Below are 15,039 nucleotides of genomic sequence, written 5' to 3' on the forward strand. Positions count from 1 at the left end.
GTAAGAATACATTGTTTTTCTATACGAGTTTGTGAAAAACATTAGTATCCTGTGATTTCTACCAGATCTGTTTGTTTCAGTAATGCCAGAGCTTGGAGAAGTTTGTCAGATAATATTTCTCTGAGTCTGTCTTTTGAAGTGTTGCCGCAAGTAAGCCAGATGACCCTTGGGGGGCTTCCGTTTCTGTTCAAGAGTGAAACAAAATCATCGTCTTTCGTAATCACGATTGCGTTTCGCGCTCTGGCCAACATGAAAATTTCCTTGTCTTCCGCCCCACATAAGTTTAGGAATTTGGCAGAATAACATTCAATGTCATAGTTAGAGCTAATCCAGGATGCGAGGCTTGGCGGAATATGGGCATCCAGAATGATCATTAAGCAGCTTGCAAAACGGGATGGTTCAATCTAACAGCAGCATAAAGAAGGCAGGCCGTAATATCTTCCGGTTCAAGTTCCGGCAACTCTTCTGTTACAATCTGCTCGGCAGTTAGCCCACTGGCCAGCAACTCAATTACATCAGTAACCCTGATGCGCATGTTGCGAATACACGGTTTGCCGCCACATTGATTTGGATTGAAGGTGATTCTTTCCAGAAGTTGCTTATTCATTTGTAACAGAAATGTTCTATGTCAAATTTAACCGTTTTCGTCAATACTATCAACAAAACAAACCGGCCATCTAAAAAATATCCAATAAATCAATAATTCCGCTCTTGGTACTGACCAAATTATCTCATACTTTTGCGGTCTGAAAAAAACCTCATTGGAGATAATCAAAATTATATAATGGCAAACGCGACAAACATAGGAAAAATTACGCAGGTAATTGGTCCGGTTGTAGACGTATCATTCGAGGACAGCGGTCGTATTCCGTCGATTCTTGATGCGTTAGAAGTCATCAAATCAAACGGTCAGCGAGTAGTTCTTGAGTGTCAACAGCACTTGGGCGAAGACCGTATCCGTACCATCGCGATGGACAGTACCGAAGGGATGCAACGCGGCATGACCGTGACTCCCCTGGGATCTCCTATCAGAATGCCGATCGGTGAAGGCATCAAAGGTCGTTTGTTCAACGTGATCGGTGAAGCGATCGACGGACTTACACCACTTGACAATTCGAATGGTATCTCAATCCACCGTTCAGCTCCTAAGTTTGAAGATCTGGCAACGTCTACGGAGATCCTTTTCACAGGGATTAAAGTAATTGACTTGCTTGCGCCTTATGTAAAAGGAGGTAAAATTGGTCTTTTTGGTGGTGCCGGTGTTGGTAAAACCGTTTTGATCCAGGAATTGATCAACAACATCGCAAAAGCTTACGCGGGTCTTTCCGTATTTGCAGGTGTTGGAGAGCGTACCCGTGAGGGAAATGACTTGATGCGTGAAATGATCGAAGCGGGTATCATTAAATACGGCGACGAATTCAAACACAGCATGGAAGAAGGCGGCTGGGACATTTCAAAAGTGGATTATAACACATTGAAAGACTCACAAGCAACTTTCGTTTTTGGACAAATGAACGAACCTCCTGGGGCACGTGCTCGTGTGGCACTTTCAGGATTGACAATGGCTGAGTATTTCCGTGACGGAGATGGCGAAGGTCAGGGTCGTGACATTCTTTTCTTTATTGACAACATTTTCCGCTTTACACAAGCAGGTTCTGAGGTTTCTGCCCTTTTGGGACGTATGCCTTCTGCGGTAGGTTACCAGCCAACATTGGCAACGGAAATGGGACAGATGCAGGAACGCATTACATCTACGAAACGCGGTTCAATTACATCTGTACAAGCGGTTTACGTGCCTGCGGATGACTTGACTGACCCTGCTCCTGCGACAACATTTGCTCACTTGGACGCAACGACTGTATTAAGCCGTAAAGTTTCTGAAAAAGGAATTTACCCAGCAGTGGATCCACTCGATTCAGCTTCAAGGATTTTGAACGCAGAAACATTAGGTGCAGCCCATTACGATTGCGCACAGCGTGTTAAGAACATTCTTCAGCGTTACAAAGAATTGCAGGATATCATCGCGATCCTTGGTATGGAAGAACTTTCTGACGAAGATAAGCTAGTCGTTTCACGCGCACGTCGTGTTGAGCGTTTCTTGTCTCAGCCGTTCTTTGTTGCAGAGCAGTTTACAGGTTTGAAAGGAACATTGGTTGACATTAATGACACAATCAAAGGTTTCAACCTGATCATGGACGGCGGTTATGACCATCTTCCTGAAATGGCTTTCAACTTGGTTGGAACAATCGAAGATGCGCAGGCAAAAGGAGAAAAAATGCTTGCAGAAGCAACCAGATAAGTTGTAATGCTTCATAAACATTGAATTCATGCATTTAGAAATCATCACCCCAGATAAAAAAGTGTTTGCCGGAGAGGCAAATGCCGTTACATTACCGGGTACTGAAGGACAGTTTCAGGTTTTAAACCGTCACGCACCATTGGTTAGCACGCTGGGCAAAGGTGATGTGGTTGTGGAAGCCGGTGGCGTAAAGCAATCCTACATGATTGACGGCGGCGTTGTAGAAGTGCTTAATAATCAAGTACTGGTACTCGCTGAGGCTGTTTTGTAAGAATATATTTGAAATTCAAAAGCAGATGTTGCGCAAGCGGCATCTGCTTTTTTGTGTTTAAAGCCTATGAAGTTTACATAAATAGCATGTAAATAGTGCAGCCGCAGTATTCTGTACGTTGAGATGATTAACAGTATAGCGAGTTACAAAAAGAAAAAGTTTTCCTATTTTCGAGAAGAACAATTTCTATCCTCCTATGCAGCAGCCGGCAGCCAAAAATGAACTTTTCAAAATCCTTGGCGTCGGCTTTGGCGTTGCGGTCACAGTTGGCGGCACCATCGGAACCGGCATTCTCAGAAAACCAGGCCCCATTGCAGAGCAATTGGGAGATTACTGGCTCATTATGGGCCTGTGGGCAGCGGTGAGTTTATATGCTTTCCTAGGCACATTATGCACGATCGAGCTCGGCACTTCCATGCCGAAAGCCGGCGCCTGGTACATTTATGCACAGCGGGCGTTCGGTAATTATGCGGGATTTGTTGTAGGGATAAACAGCTGGTTAGGAACGTGTTCCGCATTGGGATTCGGCGTTTATACCATGAGCGAATATTTAGCATTGCTCATTCCTGCATTTGTAGGCTATGAACCTTACGTAGCAGCAGGTATGCTGCTGATCCTCACAGGCATACACTGGATCGGGCTCGCACTGGCCAGCAGTTTCCAAAACATTATGAGCGTGCTCAAAGGCCTGGGCTTGTTCATTTTTGTGGCTGTCTGCTTCATTTATGGCGATGAGGTTACCACCGAGCAAGCCCGGTTGACAACAAGTAAAATCGTTGAAACCGGCAGTTGGATCGCGCCCGTAATCTTCTCATTACAAGCGATTTTTTACACATATGACGGCTGGCATACAGCAGCATACTTTTCGGAAGAAGACCGCGATCCTACCAAAAACCTTCCTCGTTCTATGATCGGCGGCGTTTTGCTGATCATTATTATTTATCTGCTTTGTAACCTGGCGATTCTGCACGTTTTACCGATGAATGAATTGTCGCAGTCCAAGCTTGCGGCAGCAGATTCCATCCGGTTGATCTTTGGTGAAGGTTCGGGTAAGATTGTAACCCTGTTTTTGATGATCTCCATTTTGGGGATTGTGAATGCGCAATTGCTGTTTAATCCGCGTGTATTGTATTCCATGAGCCGCGATGGGCTGTTTTTCCGCGGGGGAACTGCGGTTAACAAAGGCGGGACGCCAGCCGTTGCCATGCTCATAACGTCCGCTGTCGCCATCACATTGATCCTCATAGGCAAAGACGCAACCGAGAAGCTTTCCGACATTGCAACATTCTTTTTTGTGCTGGGTTACACCTCAGGATTTGCCTCATTACTCGCATTGCGTAAAAAGGAGCCGGACCTGCCCAGGCCATGGAAAGTGCCCGCCTACCCTATCCTGCCCATTATCATGTTGATTTTATCCCTTGCATTCCTGGTCGGAGCGGTCATTCAGGATTTGGCCAGCACGCAGTACGCATTATTATTTCTTGTTATCAGCTATCCGGTTTACCTGCTGGTCCGCCGCCTGAACCGCTAATTGTAACGCTATTTTAAGTTTGAAAGTTATGTCATGGACGAAGAACACATTAAAAAAATGCCTGATTCCTGCTTTCTTATTGCTCTTAACAGGGTTTCAATGGGTTGACGAAGATTTCACACAGCGGATTGCAGCGAAATTATTGGCTTACAGAACTGTTTTCCCGCAGGAAAAGGCATATCTCCATCTGGACAAACCTTATTACGTAACGGGCGACACGCTATGGTTTAAAAGTTACCTGGTTGAAGGCTCCCTACACCTTGCAGATAGCGCAAGTAACCTCCTATATGTTGATCTGATCGAGCAGCGCACGGGGAAGAATGTGGCGCTGCGGCGGGTGCAGCTTGCAGGTGGGATTGGGAATGGTGAGATCGTCCTTGCCGATTCTATTGGTCCGGGAGGATACACGATCCGTGCTTATACGAATTGGATGCGTAATTTTTCAGAAGATTATTTTTTTCAAAAGGACATATATCTCTTTGATCCTGAAACCGTTTCGGGACCTGCTCCGGCAAGCGGTTTGGATTTGAAGTTTTTCCCCGAAGGTGGCCAGCTGGTTGCAGGAGTCAACACCCGGGTTGGTTTTAAAGCAGTAGGCGGAAATGGTCTGGGCCAGGACGTAAGCGGTTTTATTTTAAATAAAAGCAATGATACAGTCGCATTTTATTCAAGCAGTCATCTGGGAATGGGCCGGTTTCAATTCGACCCTAAGTCGGGAGAAGTTTACAATGCATTTGTGAAAGAAAAAGATGGCCAGGTTTCACGTTTTGAGTTTCCAAAGGTGATGGAAAGCGGCTATACGATGATTGTTGACAATCTCTCTAACCCTCTGAAAATGCGCATCATCGTGTACGGTGTGTTGCCGGGAAAATCGGAATCGCTGATCCACATTGTCGGACATTCGCGAGGCATTGTTGCCTTTATCGCAAAAGGAAAAGTTACGCCTAAGGGCCTGATGGTGAACCTTCCTACGACCGGTCTGCCGGATGGCATCACACATTTGACGCTGTTTGACGAACAAAGTAAGCCGGTAAGCGAAAGGCTTGTTTTCATTAATCACAACAGAAATCTGAAAGTCAATATTTCTCCTGCCAAAACGGCGTATAAGCCGCGCGAAAAGACTGAAATTGAGATTTCGGTCACAGATTCAGCAGGTAAGCCTGTCGAAACGAACCTTTCCGTTGCAGTAACGGATGCCGGGCAGATTTTGCAGCAGCCTTATGACGAAACCATTGCCTCTTACCTCCTGCTCTCATCCGATCTCAAAGGTTTGGTTGAACAACCTTCTTACTATTTTGATCCCAACAAGACGGAAAGAAGGATCCATCTGGATTACCTGATGATGACCCAGGGTTGGAGCCGGTTTTTATGGGAAGATGTTTTAACAGATTCACTTTCCGCACCACAACGTTTTGTTGAACAGGGCATTACACTTGAAGGCGAAGTAAAGCGGAACAACAAAAAGCTGAGCGAGAAAGTAATGTTGTCAATGTATCTGAGTAATGATAGTCTGAACACATTTATGACAGCTGAAACGGATCCAAATGGTCGTTTTGGAGTCTATAACCTTGTTTTTGCAGACTCATTGAAGATCCGTTTACAGGGAATGAACAAGAAGGGAAACGCAAACCTCTCCTTCCGCCTCGACCCGTTTGCTGCGCCTAAGGCAACATTGGTAAAAGTGCCGTTTTATCCCGTCACCGTGGATGCAAAGCAGCTTTTGGAATTCCTCAAAAGAGCTGAGCAAGACCAGGAAATCGCACGAAAAATCAGGGAAAGCCGGGAACGGTTATTGCAAGAAGTGACTATTAAGGGCAAAAAAGAAGTGCCGAGGGATTCCAGAAAAATATATGGCTCCGCAGACGCATCTATTAAAGTGACCAACCAAATGGCATCGGCAGGCAGAAGCATTTTGGATATTCTTGCTGGCCGGGTGGCTGGTGTTCAGGTAGTTGGCACGGGAATAAATGCTTCGGTATACATTCGGGGAAATCGCGGGGAGCCTTTGTTTGTGCTGGATGGGATGCCGGTTGACAAGGATATGATATCAAGCCTGAACACATTTGACGTAGAATCTATCGACGTTTTGAAAGGCCCCGGGGCAGCTATTTTCGGAAGCCGCGGCGGCAATGGTGTGATCTCTATTTTAACAAAAAGAGGCAATGAGAATTACGATTATTCGCAAGACATTGTTCCCGGTGTGCTGGTTTCCAAAATAGCCGGTTTTAATGTTGCAAAGGAATTTTACGCACCAAAATATGAGGTTAACCAGCCGCAAAATACTGCACCGGACTATCGGTCTACCCTATTATGGGCCCCAATGCTGAGGACGAATAAAGATGGAAAAGTAAAATTTGAGTATTTTAATACAGATGCGGTGTCAAATATTGATATCCGTGCGGATGCGTTGAGCTTATCTGGTACACCGGGATCTGGAAAAGCATCTTATTCAGTTGAATAGCAGGCAGTTTGTAAGCTTTACAAAGTTTTGCAAACTTTCCAAATCTGCTGATTTTCAGATAAGATTACATTGTTTTGAACGTTACTAATCTTACTTGGCCCGTCGAGCCGGCAAATCATACAGACAAAAATTGGTAACTTTGATTTTTACGTTTAAATGGCTTGTCACCTCTTCGGATCTGACTTTGTTTAGATAATCATATGAGGACTGCATATATAAAATGGACCCTGCTTATCTGCCTCATTGCGAGTGTGTTTGTTGCACAGGATGCGCAGGCGCAGCGGCGCGGAAAGGCCCGTGAGAAAGAGCCGGAGAAACCAGAAGTTACGAGCGCCCGATTGGAGCAGGAATCTCTTGCTGCGGAAGGAATGAAGTTTATGATGAAGGATGAGCCGGATCGCGCACTTCCCATTTTCCAGAAACTCGTTGAAAGCAGTAAAAATGATCCTGCAAGCCATTATTTGCTGGCTACCGCGCTGGTGAAACAGGAAAAATTTGACGATGCCATTGTTTCTGCCAAAAAGGCCTACGACCTCGATAAAGAGAACACTTATTATTCCCAGCAACTTGCAGAACTTTATGCCAAGCGCCGGAAATATTCGGAAGCGGCGGTGATCTACGAAAAATTACTCGAAAAAAACCCGGGTAACATTCAGTATGGTGTGGAGCTTGCGGCTGTGTATGTCTTTAATGATCAGTTTGATAAGGCCATTGATACTTACAATTTGCTGGAAAAATCGCTGGGAGTAACGGAAGAGATCACCCACCAGAAAGAGCAGCTTTATCTGAGACAAAACAATCTTGAAAAAGCTCTTGGAGAAGCAAAAAAATTGATTGCTGCCGAGCCCGGCGAAGTGAGTTATCTGGTCGAACTGGCCGAAATGCTGATCGCAAACGAGCGGATCGTGGAAGCAGTAGCGCCGCTGGAAGAAGCATTGAAAGTCAATCCTGATGAAGCGCAGGCGCACGTCCTGCTGGCAGATATTTACCGTAGAAATGGCGATGTTCAGAAATGCAATGAAGAGCTAAAACTCGTTTTTGCCAATCCCAATCTCGATGCAGACCCGAAAATCCGGGTTTTAACGGGTTATCTGACAATGCTTAAAACAGACGCCGAAATCGGCGAAGCCATTACATTGGCCAAACAACTTTCGGAAACACATCCCAATGAATCACGCACCAATGTAATTTATGCAGATCTGCTGATGCGCCAGAATAAAAAGGCAGAAGCACGCGATCTGTATGCCAAAGCCGCCCGCATCGATGGCTCCGTGTTCCAGGTTTGGGGAGCGATTTTACAGCTGGATGGGGATCTGAATCAAGTAGATAGCATGCTGGTGCACTCGGAAAAAGCACTTGAATTATTCCCAAATCAGGGTATTTTTTGGTATTCGAATGGCACAGCGCAACTGGCAAAGAAAAATTTCAAAGAAGCACTTTCGGCATTTGAAGAGAGTCTGAAACTGATCGGCGATAAACCCGAAATGATCCCGGTTATCCATGCCCAAATGGGTGATGCTTACAATGGCCTGGGTGAACATGAGAAGTCAGATGCAGCTTACGAGCTCTCATTAAAAGACAATCCTAACAATGACTATGTTTTAAATAATTACAGCTATTATTTATCGCTGCGTCGTGAAAAGCTCGATCTGGCATTGAAAATGTCGGAAAAGCTGGTGCAGGAGCATAAGAATAATGCAACTTACCTGGATACGCACGCCTGGGTGCTGTATGTCCGCAAGGATTATAAAAAAGCAAAGGAGTTTCTGGAACGGGCGATGGTTGACACAAGTGGCGTGAGTGGCACGATTGTTGAGCATTATGGAGACGTACTTTTCAAGCTTGGCGAGCGCGACAATGCTGTTGCGCAATGGAAAAAAGCCAAAAGCATGGGAGAGACGACCGAACTTCTTGACAAAAAAATAGCAACAGGTGCATTACATGATCAATAAAATTACGGTTTGGGCAATGGCAGTCAGTATCATTTGTCTGTCTGCATGCCATAAACAGCGTCTCTCTAAGAATAATAAGCCTGTACCAACTGATTCCCTGGTTATTTCGGCTCCTGATTTAGTGGATTCATTAGCAGTAGCGACAGACTCTTCGTCCGCAAACCAGCCTGGCTCCGTTAAAGTCAATTCCGTTTCATTTGATTATTTGGTTGCGAAATCAAAAGTTGATTTCAAGAGCAAAACATCTGATTTTAATAATACCAACATTAACATCCGGATGAAGAAAGACAGCATTATCTGGCTTTCTGTGACAGGTGTAGGGTTTGAAGTGGCGCGCGGACTGATTACCCGCGATTCCATCATTTTTATGGACAAAATTCATAAGGATTACTTCGTCTTCAATTACGAGCAGCTTAGTAAGCAGTATAATTTTGACCTCAATTTCGCGCTCTTGCAGTCTGTGATCATTGGTAACCTACCCTTTCCCGAGCAACCGGACGCGCGTTTTGTAAAGGAAAATGAATTTTATGTGCTTAAACAGATCGTCCAACGGCTGGAAGTGGATAATTACATTGGTGAAAGCAATCTGAAACTTTCGCGCTTGAAAGCAACGGAAGTGCCCACGCAAAATACATTTACGCTCGACTATTCAGAGTTTAAAGAAGTAAAAAGCTTCCTATTCCCTTTCACAAGCCACATTGACCTGAATGTAAAGTCACAAAAAGACCAGCAAGTCCGTCAGACCACCATGCACATTAAGCATAGTAAGGTGGATCTGGTCAGTGAAAATCCAGGATTTCCTTTTAGCGTGCCGGCGTCTTATAAGCGAAAAAGGTAAAAATCAGCAGGTCATGCGGCGATAATAGGGTCAAAAACCCCAAGTCTGCTTAACTTTGCCTGCCTTTTCCAGGAGTTTTGGCCGCAAGAATTAACTGTATGCCCTTTCAAAAATTGTATTTTCGTCGTTTACTATTACTGCTAACGTTCATCTTTTGTGCGTCCATAGGTGCCTACGCGCAGAAAACGCGCGAACAGCTCGAACGTGAGAAGAGCGAAAACCAGAGCAAGATCAGAGAAATCCAGGGCATTTTGCGCCAGACATCTTCTCAGAAGAATGTCAATCTCGGTCAGTTGAAAGCGCTTAACCAGCAAATTAATACTTACAAAAAGCAGATAGACCTGCTATCGGATGATCTTGACCTGCTAAATAAAGAATTAGGGGTGCTGGAGAAAAAGCGGCAGGCTTTGGACAGCAGCCTGGCCAAATTGAAGACCGAATATGGTCATATGATCTACGAGGCTTCAAAACGGAATGTGTATTTCAATCAATTGGTTTTTCTGTTTTCCTCGGGCACATTCAACCAGTTTGTGCTTCGCTACAAGTATCTGAAACAATATACCGAAGCGAGGCAAGGCCAGGTGAAGGAAATGGAGGTTTTGCAAGGTAAGCTCATGGATGAGCGCCGACGCATTACAGCCAAACAAAATCAGCAGAAGACGGTTTTGGATACACGGGTAACCGAAAATACCAAGCTGGAAGGCCTGAAAACAAAACAAAACGAAGTAATCCAGGAGCTTTCTCAAAAAGAAGTAGAATTAAGGAAGCAAATAGCTGAAAATAAGCGCGCTACGGATCTTTTGGAAGCCAATATCCGCCGGATTGCAGAACGTGAACGACGTGAGCGTATCGAGCGCGAGCGCCGTGAACGGGAAGAAAGAGAAGCAAGAAGGAAGGCCGAGCGGGAAAGATTGGCACGTGAAAATGCTGAAAGAGAGAAGAAAGGCGAAGCGGCTGTTGAAGCAAAACCCGAAGAAGAAGCACCAATCACTTCCGGCGGGATGAGCGAGGAAGAAACAACACTGGCGTCATCATTCACGGCGTCACAAAACAGGTTGCCCTGGCCGGTGAAAGGGTTTGTTTCGGGTCACTTTGGCCAGCGTCCGCATGCTGTTTTGAAGGGTGTAATGGTTGATAATCTGGGTGTTGACATTCAGACAACCGCGGGTGAGCCGGTTCGGTCGGTTTACGACGGCGTGGTGCTGGATGTAACGGAAATGCCTGGAATGGGCAATGTGGTGGCCATTCAGCATGGTAACTATATGACCATTTATGCAAAAATGAACGGCGTTACGGTGCGGGCCGGACAAAAAGTGAAAGCCCGTGAAAACATCGGCCGCGTAGCCACCGATAGCGATGGCACATCCGAATTGCAATTCCAGATCTGGAAAAATACTTCGCGTCTCAATCCTGAAAACTGGCTGATCCACAGATAAGCCAGGAGTTTCGGAATTTATTATTTATTCATTTTGATCCCAGATTATGTCAATCCATACTCCTGATATAAAGCGCGTTACCACCCACATCATTCAGGAAATGAAAGCCCGTGGGGAAAAAATATCCTGTCTTACCGCTTACGATTTTTCCATGGCCGGCATTGTAGATGCAGCTGGCGTAGAGCTGATATTGGTAGGCGATTCGGCCTCCAACGTGATGGCTGGCCATGAAACAACATTACCGATCACGATTGATCAGATGATCTATCACGCCACATCGGTGGTAAGGGCAGTAAAACGGGCATTGGTTGTGGTAGATTTGCCATTCGGATCTTACCAGGGTAACTCCCGTGAGGCATTGAACTCGGCAATCCGCATTATGAAGGAGTCGGGTGCACATGCGGTGAAGTTGGAGGGAGGATTGGAAATTAAAGATTCGATCACGCGCATATTAAGCGCAGGTGTACCTGTAATGGGGCATTTGGGGCTTACTCCGCAGTCTATTTATAAGTTTGGCACTTACACCGTGCGGGCCAAGCAGGAGGCCGAAGCGCAGAAGTTAATTGAGGATGCCAAAATGTTGGAAGATGTCGGTTGTTTTTCAGTTGTGTTGGAAAAAATCCCTTCTTCATTAACAAAACAAGTTTCAGAGACTGTTACCATTCCAACAATCGGGATCGGAGCAGGGCCGCATGCAGACGGGCAGATTTTGGTTTTGCATGATCTGTTAGGGATTAATAAAGCCTTTAAACCCAGATTTTTACGTCGCTATGCAGATCTGAATGGCGTCATGACGGATGCAATATCAAATTATATAAAAGATGTAAAAGGTAAGTCATTCCCAAATCATCAGGAATCATACTAACCTTTTTAAAAGTAAAGAACTAATTATATGGCAAAACGACCATTTCAGATCATATACGAAGACAATCACCTGATTATCGTCAACAAAGAACCGGGCATTCTGGTGCAGGGAGACGTGACTCGGGACAAATGTCTGCTCGATATGGTGAAAGAATATATCAAAGAAGAATATCAAAAGCCCGGGGCGGTGTTTTTAGGCACAGTTCACAGGCTGGACCGTCCGGTTAGCGGACTCGTTGTATTCGCCAAAACTTCGAAAGCTTTGGAGCGAATGAATGAAATCTTCCGCAAGCGCGATGTTCAGAAAACTTATTGGGCAGTTGTAAAAAACCGTCCGGCAGAGAAAAAAGGGAAGTTGATACATTATCTTTCCAAAGACGAGTCGCGCAATGTAACAACGGCTTATGACTACGAAAAACCGGGAACGCAGCGCGCAGAGCTGTCTTACCGCTGGTTGGGAGAGGTCAATAAATTTCATTTGCTGGAAGTGACGCCGGTTACCGGCAGGCCGCACCAGATCCGCGTACAGCTGGCATCCATGAACTGCCCGATCCGTGGCGATGTGAAATATGGTTACCCGGTTGGCAATAAGGATAACAACATTAACCTGCATGCCCGCAGGCTTTATTTCGAACATCCTGTAAAAAAGGAGCCGATCATTTGCAAAGCAGGCGTCCCTAATGATCCGTTTTGGGAAGAGTTCCTGACATTGGACGATGAGGAGATCAAGCCGGAGCATCTGGATTTCCTTTATGAATAAAATCGGCCGATGATCGAAAAACTGAAAGCGCGTTGGAATGTTAAAAACGGTTGGGATGTGTTAGTCATTCTGATCGTTTTCGCATGTACGGGCTTTTCGGTTTTGTATGTAAAGCGTGGACTGTTCTATTTAATTGGCCTCACGGAAGATTCACCGGCGTGGCTTCGCTGGGCGATTAATATCATCATTATTCTGCCATTATATCAAGCCATTTTGCTCGCTTGGGGCTGGATCTGGGGGAAATTTAATTTCTTTTGGGAGTTTGAAAAACGAATGTTCAGCCGGATCGGGGCAATGTTTAAAAGGAAATGATCGCCTGATATTTCTTCCTGGCTGCATCATAAGCCGCTTCTGCCGCCTTTTTTTCATCTGCACGAATGTTCGGCTCCTTCATTTTCCAGCATTGGTTCAATGTCGCCAGGCACCATTCCGCACTTTTTTTCTCAATAACCGGCTTGTTATCGACTTTTATGAAAACCGGATTGGAATGTGAACTGGGAAAAACACGTATAGCCGCCCAGCCGGATTTCGCAGGCTTATAAGAGAATTTTACATTGTTTACAGCACCATCCGCATTGATTTCCGTCGTGTCAACAGCCTCTCCATTAACAACCAGTTCAACCCGGACTTTCCTGGATTTTTCGATCCGGGCCCGTTCAATATCCCAATAAGGCATTAGAATAATGGACGTCTTTGCAATTGTTTCCCCCGCAGCATCCTGTTTTTCAGGAAGATAAGCCGCAACATTGGCTGTGATGCTGATCGTTTCATTACTCTTGATAGCAACTTCACTGTCACCCACGCCGGACTCTTTTCCATTGACCGAAAAGTCCATAATGTGCGATTTTCCATCAGAAACGTAACTTCTACCAGATTTGATTGCCGCCACATAATTGTCATAGTTGTAAGGTCCAACAGGTTTGAAATAACTCCTTGCCTGACCCACACGCGCATCCGTAATGCATGGAAAGTCGGTTTCGCCACTTAGCCGGGGCCTGAAACCGCAGTTTAATGTGTGGTAATACATGTTCAATTCCCAGGTTGCCGGCGTGTCACCCGCGCTGAAAAAATCCACCAGATCGTTGGTAACCGTGACAATGTACTCGTTAGCACCGATGCCATCCATTTTTGGAACAACGTAGTTCGGCAGCTTATCGGTTGGCTCCAAAGGCTGCAAACCCCAGCCTGAATGCGCATAACCCACAACGCCGCCCTGTGATTTAGCCCAGGAAAGCACGGGCGCAGTCCAGCTGGGCCATTGTTCGATGAGCGTGGTGCCAGGGTAATCATCTTCCTTAATGCGCAGCAGGACAATGTGCCCCGAATGTGATGAAGGAAAACCGGAAACCTCTACATCATTGCGCATAATGTTCTTTTGGTCCGAAAGAGGATGATCTTTTCCTGTAAAAAATGTCTTTTGATGATACCAGCTTGGGCCCCAGGCCAGGTTCGCAGCCATATTGAGGTCTTCGCCCAATGCCTGCCGCCACATATCTTTCGGGTCGACGCCTTCGGTTGGACTCTCATAATGACTGCAACCGGCTGCGTGAATGTGATGATCCGCGCTGTGCCAGCCGAGCTTAGTCATTTGTATCCAGCGTTTTAGCTCAAAAGAAACGGTTATGGAATCCTTATTTCCAGGGACAATAATGTCTTTTGTTTGCTTGATGTATTCCGGCCCTCGTGTGTAAGTCACCTGATATTTGCCGGCAGGCAGCATCACGTGCTCGCCGTCAGCGCGGTAAATCTGGGGCTGAAAGAAAAAATCAGGGTAAGTGTCAAATGCGGCAACGCGGCGGGCAGGAAGCGGGTAGATGCCCGAAAATTTTCCTGATGCGTACGCCTGTCCGTCCGTAATGAGGAAAGATGCCATAACCGGTTTCCCATCCACATCTTTTACATTAAACTTCACTTTTACAGCAGGCTTAGCATTGAAAAGAATGTGCGTCGAATTTCGAAAACCAAGATCCTGAGATCCCTGGCCAACATTGTAAGCTACTTCAATGTCGCGCTGGCCTGCGTCCTTGGAATAAATCTGCACGATGGCGTATTCCAGCTTCAAACCCGTCAGATTTTCCTGCAAAGGCGGTTTGGTATACATTTGAATGTCGGCAAAGCGGTTGGCAACTTGTCCGGCCGTCAGTTCATCCTCTTTCTTAACTTTTGGCTCAAATGAAGGAGAATGATAGGGTTTCTCAGCATTTGGGCTTTCGGCCAATAACTTGGCAGTAATGCCGGCATCATTTTTTATTTTGACCAAAAAACTCGTCCAGCCACCTTGGATCAATGTTGCTTTTGCAGCGCCTCTCAGCACTTTTACACGCCCTTCGGGATTGATATCGACTATGTTAAGGCAATAAGGATCGAAGATTTTCTGAATTGCGGCAACTGTCTCTTGGTTCAGCGGCTTGTCGCGCAATGCACTCAGTTTGCTGGCATCACCTGGCGCCAATGCGTTTCCTGAGAATGTGAGCGCTTCCTGCAACCGAAGGGCCTGTGCCAGCAAAGGCTGAGGCTCTACATCTGTTATTTGCGGATGCGCTGTATGGTCGTGATGCTGTGCCAGCAGCACAATCGGGAAGAAAAGCTGGATGAGGAATAGCGCGGATGTTTTCATATATCATGAA

The 15,039-nt window shown here is 45.8% G+C and carries 13 protein-coding genes; 10 read left to right on the forward strand and 3 right to left on the reverse strand.

The window, feature by feature from the left end; all coding sequences use genetic code 11:
- Window positions 1-41: 41 nt before the first annotated feature.
- Both L0659_RS26055 and L0659_RS26060 read right to left on the reverse strand, forming a co-directional pair.
- Window positions 42-374 (reverse strand): DUF5615 family PIN-like protein, encoded by a 333-nt coding sequence (locus L0659_RS26055; RefSeq protein ID WP_235129549.1) that lies wholly within the window; start codon window positions 372-374, stop codon window positions 42-44.
- Window positions 374-607, reverse strand: a complete 234-nt coding sequence (locus L0659_RS26060) for a DUF433 domain-containing protein (RefSeq protein ID WP_235129550.1) — start codon at window positions 605-607, stop codon at window positions 374-376. Before L0659_RS26060 ends, L0659_RS26055 begins: the two co-directional genes overlap by 1 nt.
- Window positions 608-784: 177 nt before the next feature.
- Here L0659_RS26060 and atpD point away from each other — a divergent pair, with 177 nt between their 5' ends.
- The 10 genes from atpD (at window position 785) to L0659_RS26110 (ending at window position 12,724) form a co-directional block, all read left to right on the forward strand.
- Window positions 785-2,299, forward strand: a complete 1,515-nt coding sequence (atpD, locus tag L0659_RS26065) for a F0F1 ATP synthase subunit beta (protein WP_235129551.1) — start codon at window positions 785-787, stop codon at window positions 2,297-2,299.
- A gap of 28 nt (window positions 2,300-2,327) precedes the next feature.
- Complete coding sequence (gene atpC, locus L0659_RS26070; RefSeq protein ID WP_235129552.1) at window positions 2,328-2,570, forward strand: ATP synthase F1 subunit epsilon; 243 nt, start codon at window positions 2,328-2,330, stop codon at window positions 2,568-2,570.
- 196 nt (window positions 2,571-2,766) lie between these two features.
- Entirely contained in the window at window positions 2,767-4,101 is a 1,335-nt protein-coding gene (locus L0659_RS26075; RefSeq protein WP_235129553.1) for an APC family permease, read from the forward strand.
- A gap of 28 nt (window positions 4,102-4,129) precedes the next feature.
- A complete protein-coding gene (locus tag L0659_RS26080; protein ID WP_235129554.1) occupies window positions 4,130-6,562 on the forward strand; it encodes a TonB-dependent receptor plug domain-containing protein in 2,433 nt (810 codons plus the stop codon).
- Between the two features lie 200 nt (window positions 6,563-6,762).
- On the forward strand, window positions 6,763-8,514 hold the full coding sequence (locus L0659_RS26085; RefSeq protein ID WP_235129555.1) for a lipopolysaccharide assembly protein LapB: 1,752 nt from the start codon (window positions 6,763-6,765) through the stop codon (window positions 8,512-8,514).
- Window positions 8,504-9,352, forward strand: a complete 849-nt coding sequence (locus L0659_RS26090) for a DUF4292 domain-containing protein (RefSeq protein ID WP_235129556.1) — start codon at window positions 8,504-8,506, stop codon at window positions 9,350-9,352. Before L0659_RS26085 ends, L0659_RS26090 begins: the two co-directional genes overlap by 11 nt.
- A gap of 98 nt (window positions 9,353-9,450) precedes the next feature.
- On the forward strand, window positions 9,451-10,788 hold the full coding sequence (locus L0659_RS26095; protein ID WP_235129557.1) for a murein hydrolase activator EnvC: 1,338 nt from the start codon (window positions 9,451-9,453) through the stop codon (window positions 10,786-10,788).
- Window positions 10,789-10,834: 46 nt separating this feature from the next.
- Window positions 10,835-11,653 (forward strand): 3-methyl-2-oxobutanoate hydroxymethyltransferase, encoded by an 819-nt coding sequence (gene panB / locus L0659_RS26100; RefSeq protein WP_235129558.1) that lies wholly within the window; start codon window positions 10,835-10,837, stop codon window positions 11,651-11,653.
- A gap of 27 nt (window positions 11,654-11,680) precedes the next feature.
- Window positions 11,681-12,412 carry an RluA family pseudouridine synthase gene (locus tag L0659_RS26105; protein WP_235129559.1) on the forward strand — a complete coding sequence of 244 codons (732 nt, stop codon included), beginning with the start codon at window positions 11,681-11,683 and terminating at the stop codon, window positions 12,410-12,412.
- A gap of 9 nt (window positions 12,413-12,421) precedes the next feature.
- Entirely contained in the window at window positions 12,422-12,724 is a 303-nt protein-coding gene (locus L0659_RS26110; RefSeq protein ID WP_235129560.1) for a DUF6787 family protein, read from the forward strand.
- Here the strand turns inward: L0659_RS26110 and L0659_RS26115 are convergent.
- On the reverse strand, window positions 12,711-15,029 hold the full coding sequence (locus L0659_RS26115) for a CehA/McbA family metallohydrolase (protein WP_235129561.1): 2,319 nt from the start codon (window positions 15,027-15,029) through the stop codon (window positions 12,711-12,713). The two genes, L0659_RS26110 and L0659_RS26115, sit on opposite strands and share 14 nt — an antisense overlap.
- Between the last annotated feature and the right edge of the window lie 10 nt (window positions 15,030-15,039).

It is taken from the genome of Dyadobacter sp. CY347 (genome assembly GCF_021502655.1).
GTDB lineage: Bacteria > Bacteroidota > Bacteroidia > Cytophagales > Spirosomataceae > Dyadobacter.

What these genes read in the sequence shown, in the direction of transcription:
- L0659_RS26055 (WP_235129549.1), bottom strand. Translation starts at nt 374, where the DNA reads ATGATCATTCTGGATGCCCATATTCCGCCAAGCCTCGCATCCTGGATT.
- L0659_RS26060 (WP_235129550.1), bottom strand. Translation starts at nt 607, where the DNA reads ATGAATAAGCAACTTCTGGAAAGAATCACCTTCAATCCAAATCAATGT.
- atpD (WP_235129551.1), top strand. Translation starts at nt 785, where the DNA reads ATGGCAAACGCGACAAACATAGGAAAAATTACGCAGGTAATTGGTCCG.
- atpC (WP_235129552.1), top strand. Translation starts at nt 2,328, where the DNA reads ATGCATTTAGAAATCATCACCCCAGATAAAAAAGTGTTTGCCGGAGAG.
- L0659_RS26075 (WP_235129553.1), top strand. Translation starts at nt 2,767, where the DNA reads ATGCAGCAGCCGGCAGCCAAAAATGAACTTTTCAAAATCCTTGGCGTC.
- L0659_RS26080 (WP_235129554.1), top strand. Translation starts at nt 4,130, where the DNA reads ATGTCATGGACGAAGAACACATTAAAAAAATGCCTGATTCCTGCTTTC.
- L0659_RS26085 (WP_235129555.1), top strand. Translation starts at nt 6,763, where the DNA reads ATGAGGACTGCATATATAAAATGGACCCTGCTTATCTGCCTCATTGCG.
- L0659_RS26090 (WP_235129556.1), top strand. Translation starts at nt 8,504, where the DNA reads ATGATCAATAAAATTACGGTTTGGGCAATGGCAGTCAGTATCATTTGT.
- L0659_RS26095 (WP_235129557.1), top strand. Translation starts at nt 9,451, where the DNA reads ATGCCCTTTCAAAAATTGTATTTTCGTCGTTTACTATTACTGCTAACG.
- panB (WP_235129558.1), top strand. Translation starts at nt 10,835, where the DNA reads ATGTCAATCCATACTCCTGATATAAAGCGCGTTACCACCCACATCATT.
- L0659_RS26105 (WP_235129559.1), top strand. Translation starts at nt 11,681, where the DNA reads ATGGCAAAACGACCATTTCAGATCATATACGAAGACAATCACCTGATT.
- L0659_RS26110 (WP_235129560.1), top strand. Translation starts at nt 12,422, where the DNA reads ATGATCGAAAAACTGAAAGCGCGTTGGAATGTTAAAAACGGTTGGGAT.
- L0659_RS26115 (WP_235129561.1), bottom strand. Translation starts at nt 15,029, where the DNA reads ATGAAAACATCCGCGCTATTCCTCATCCAGCTTTTCTTCCCGATTGTG.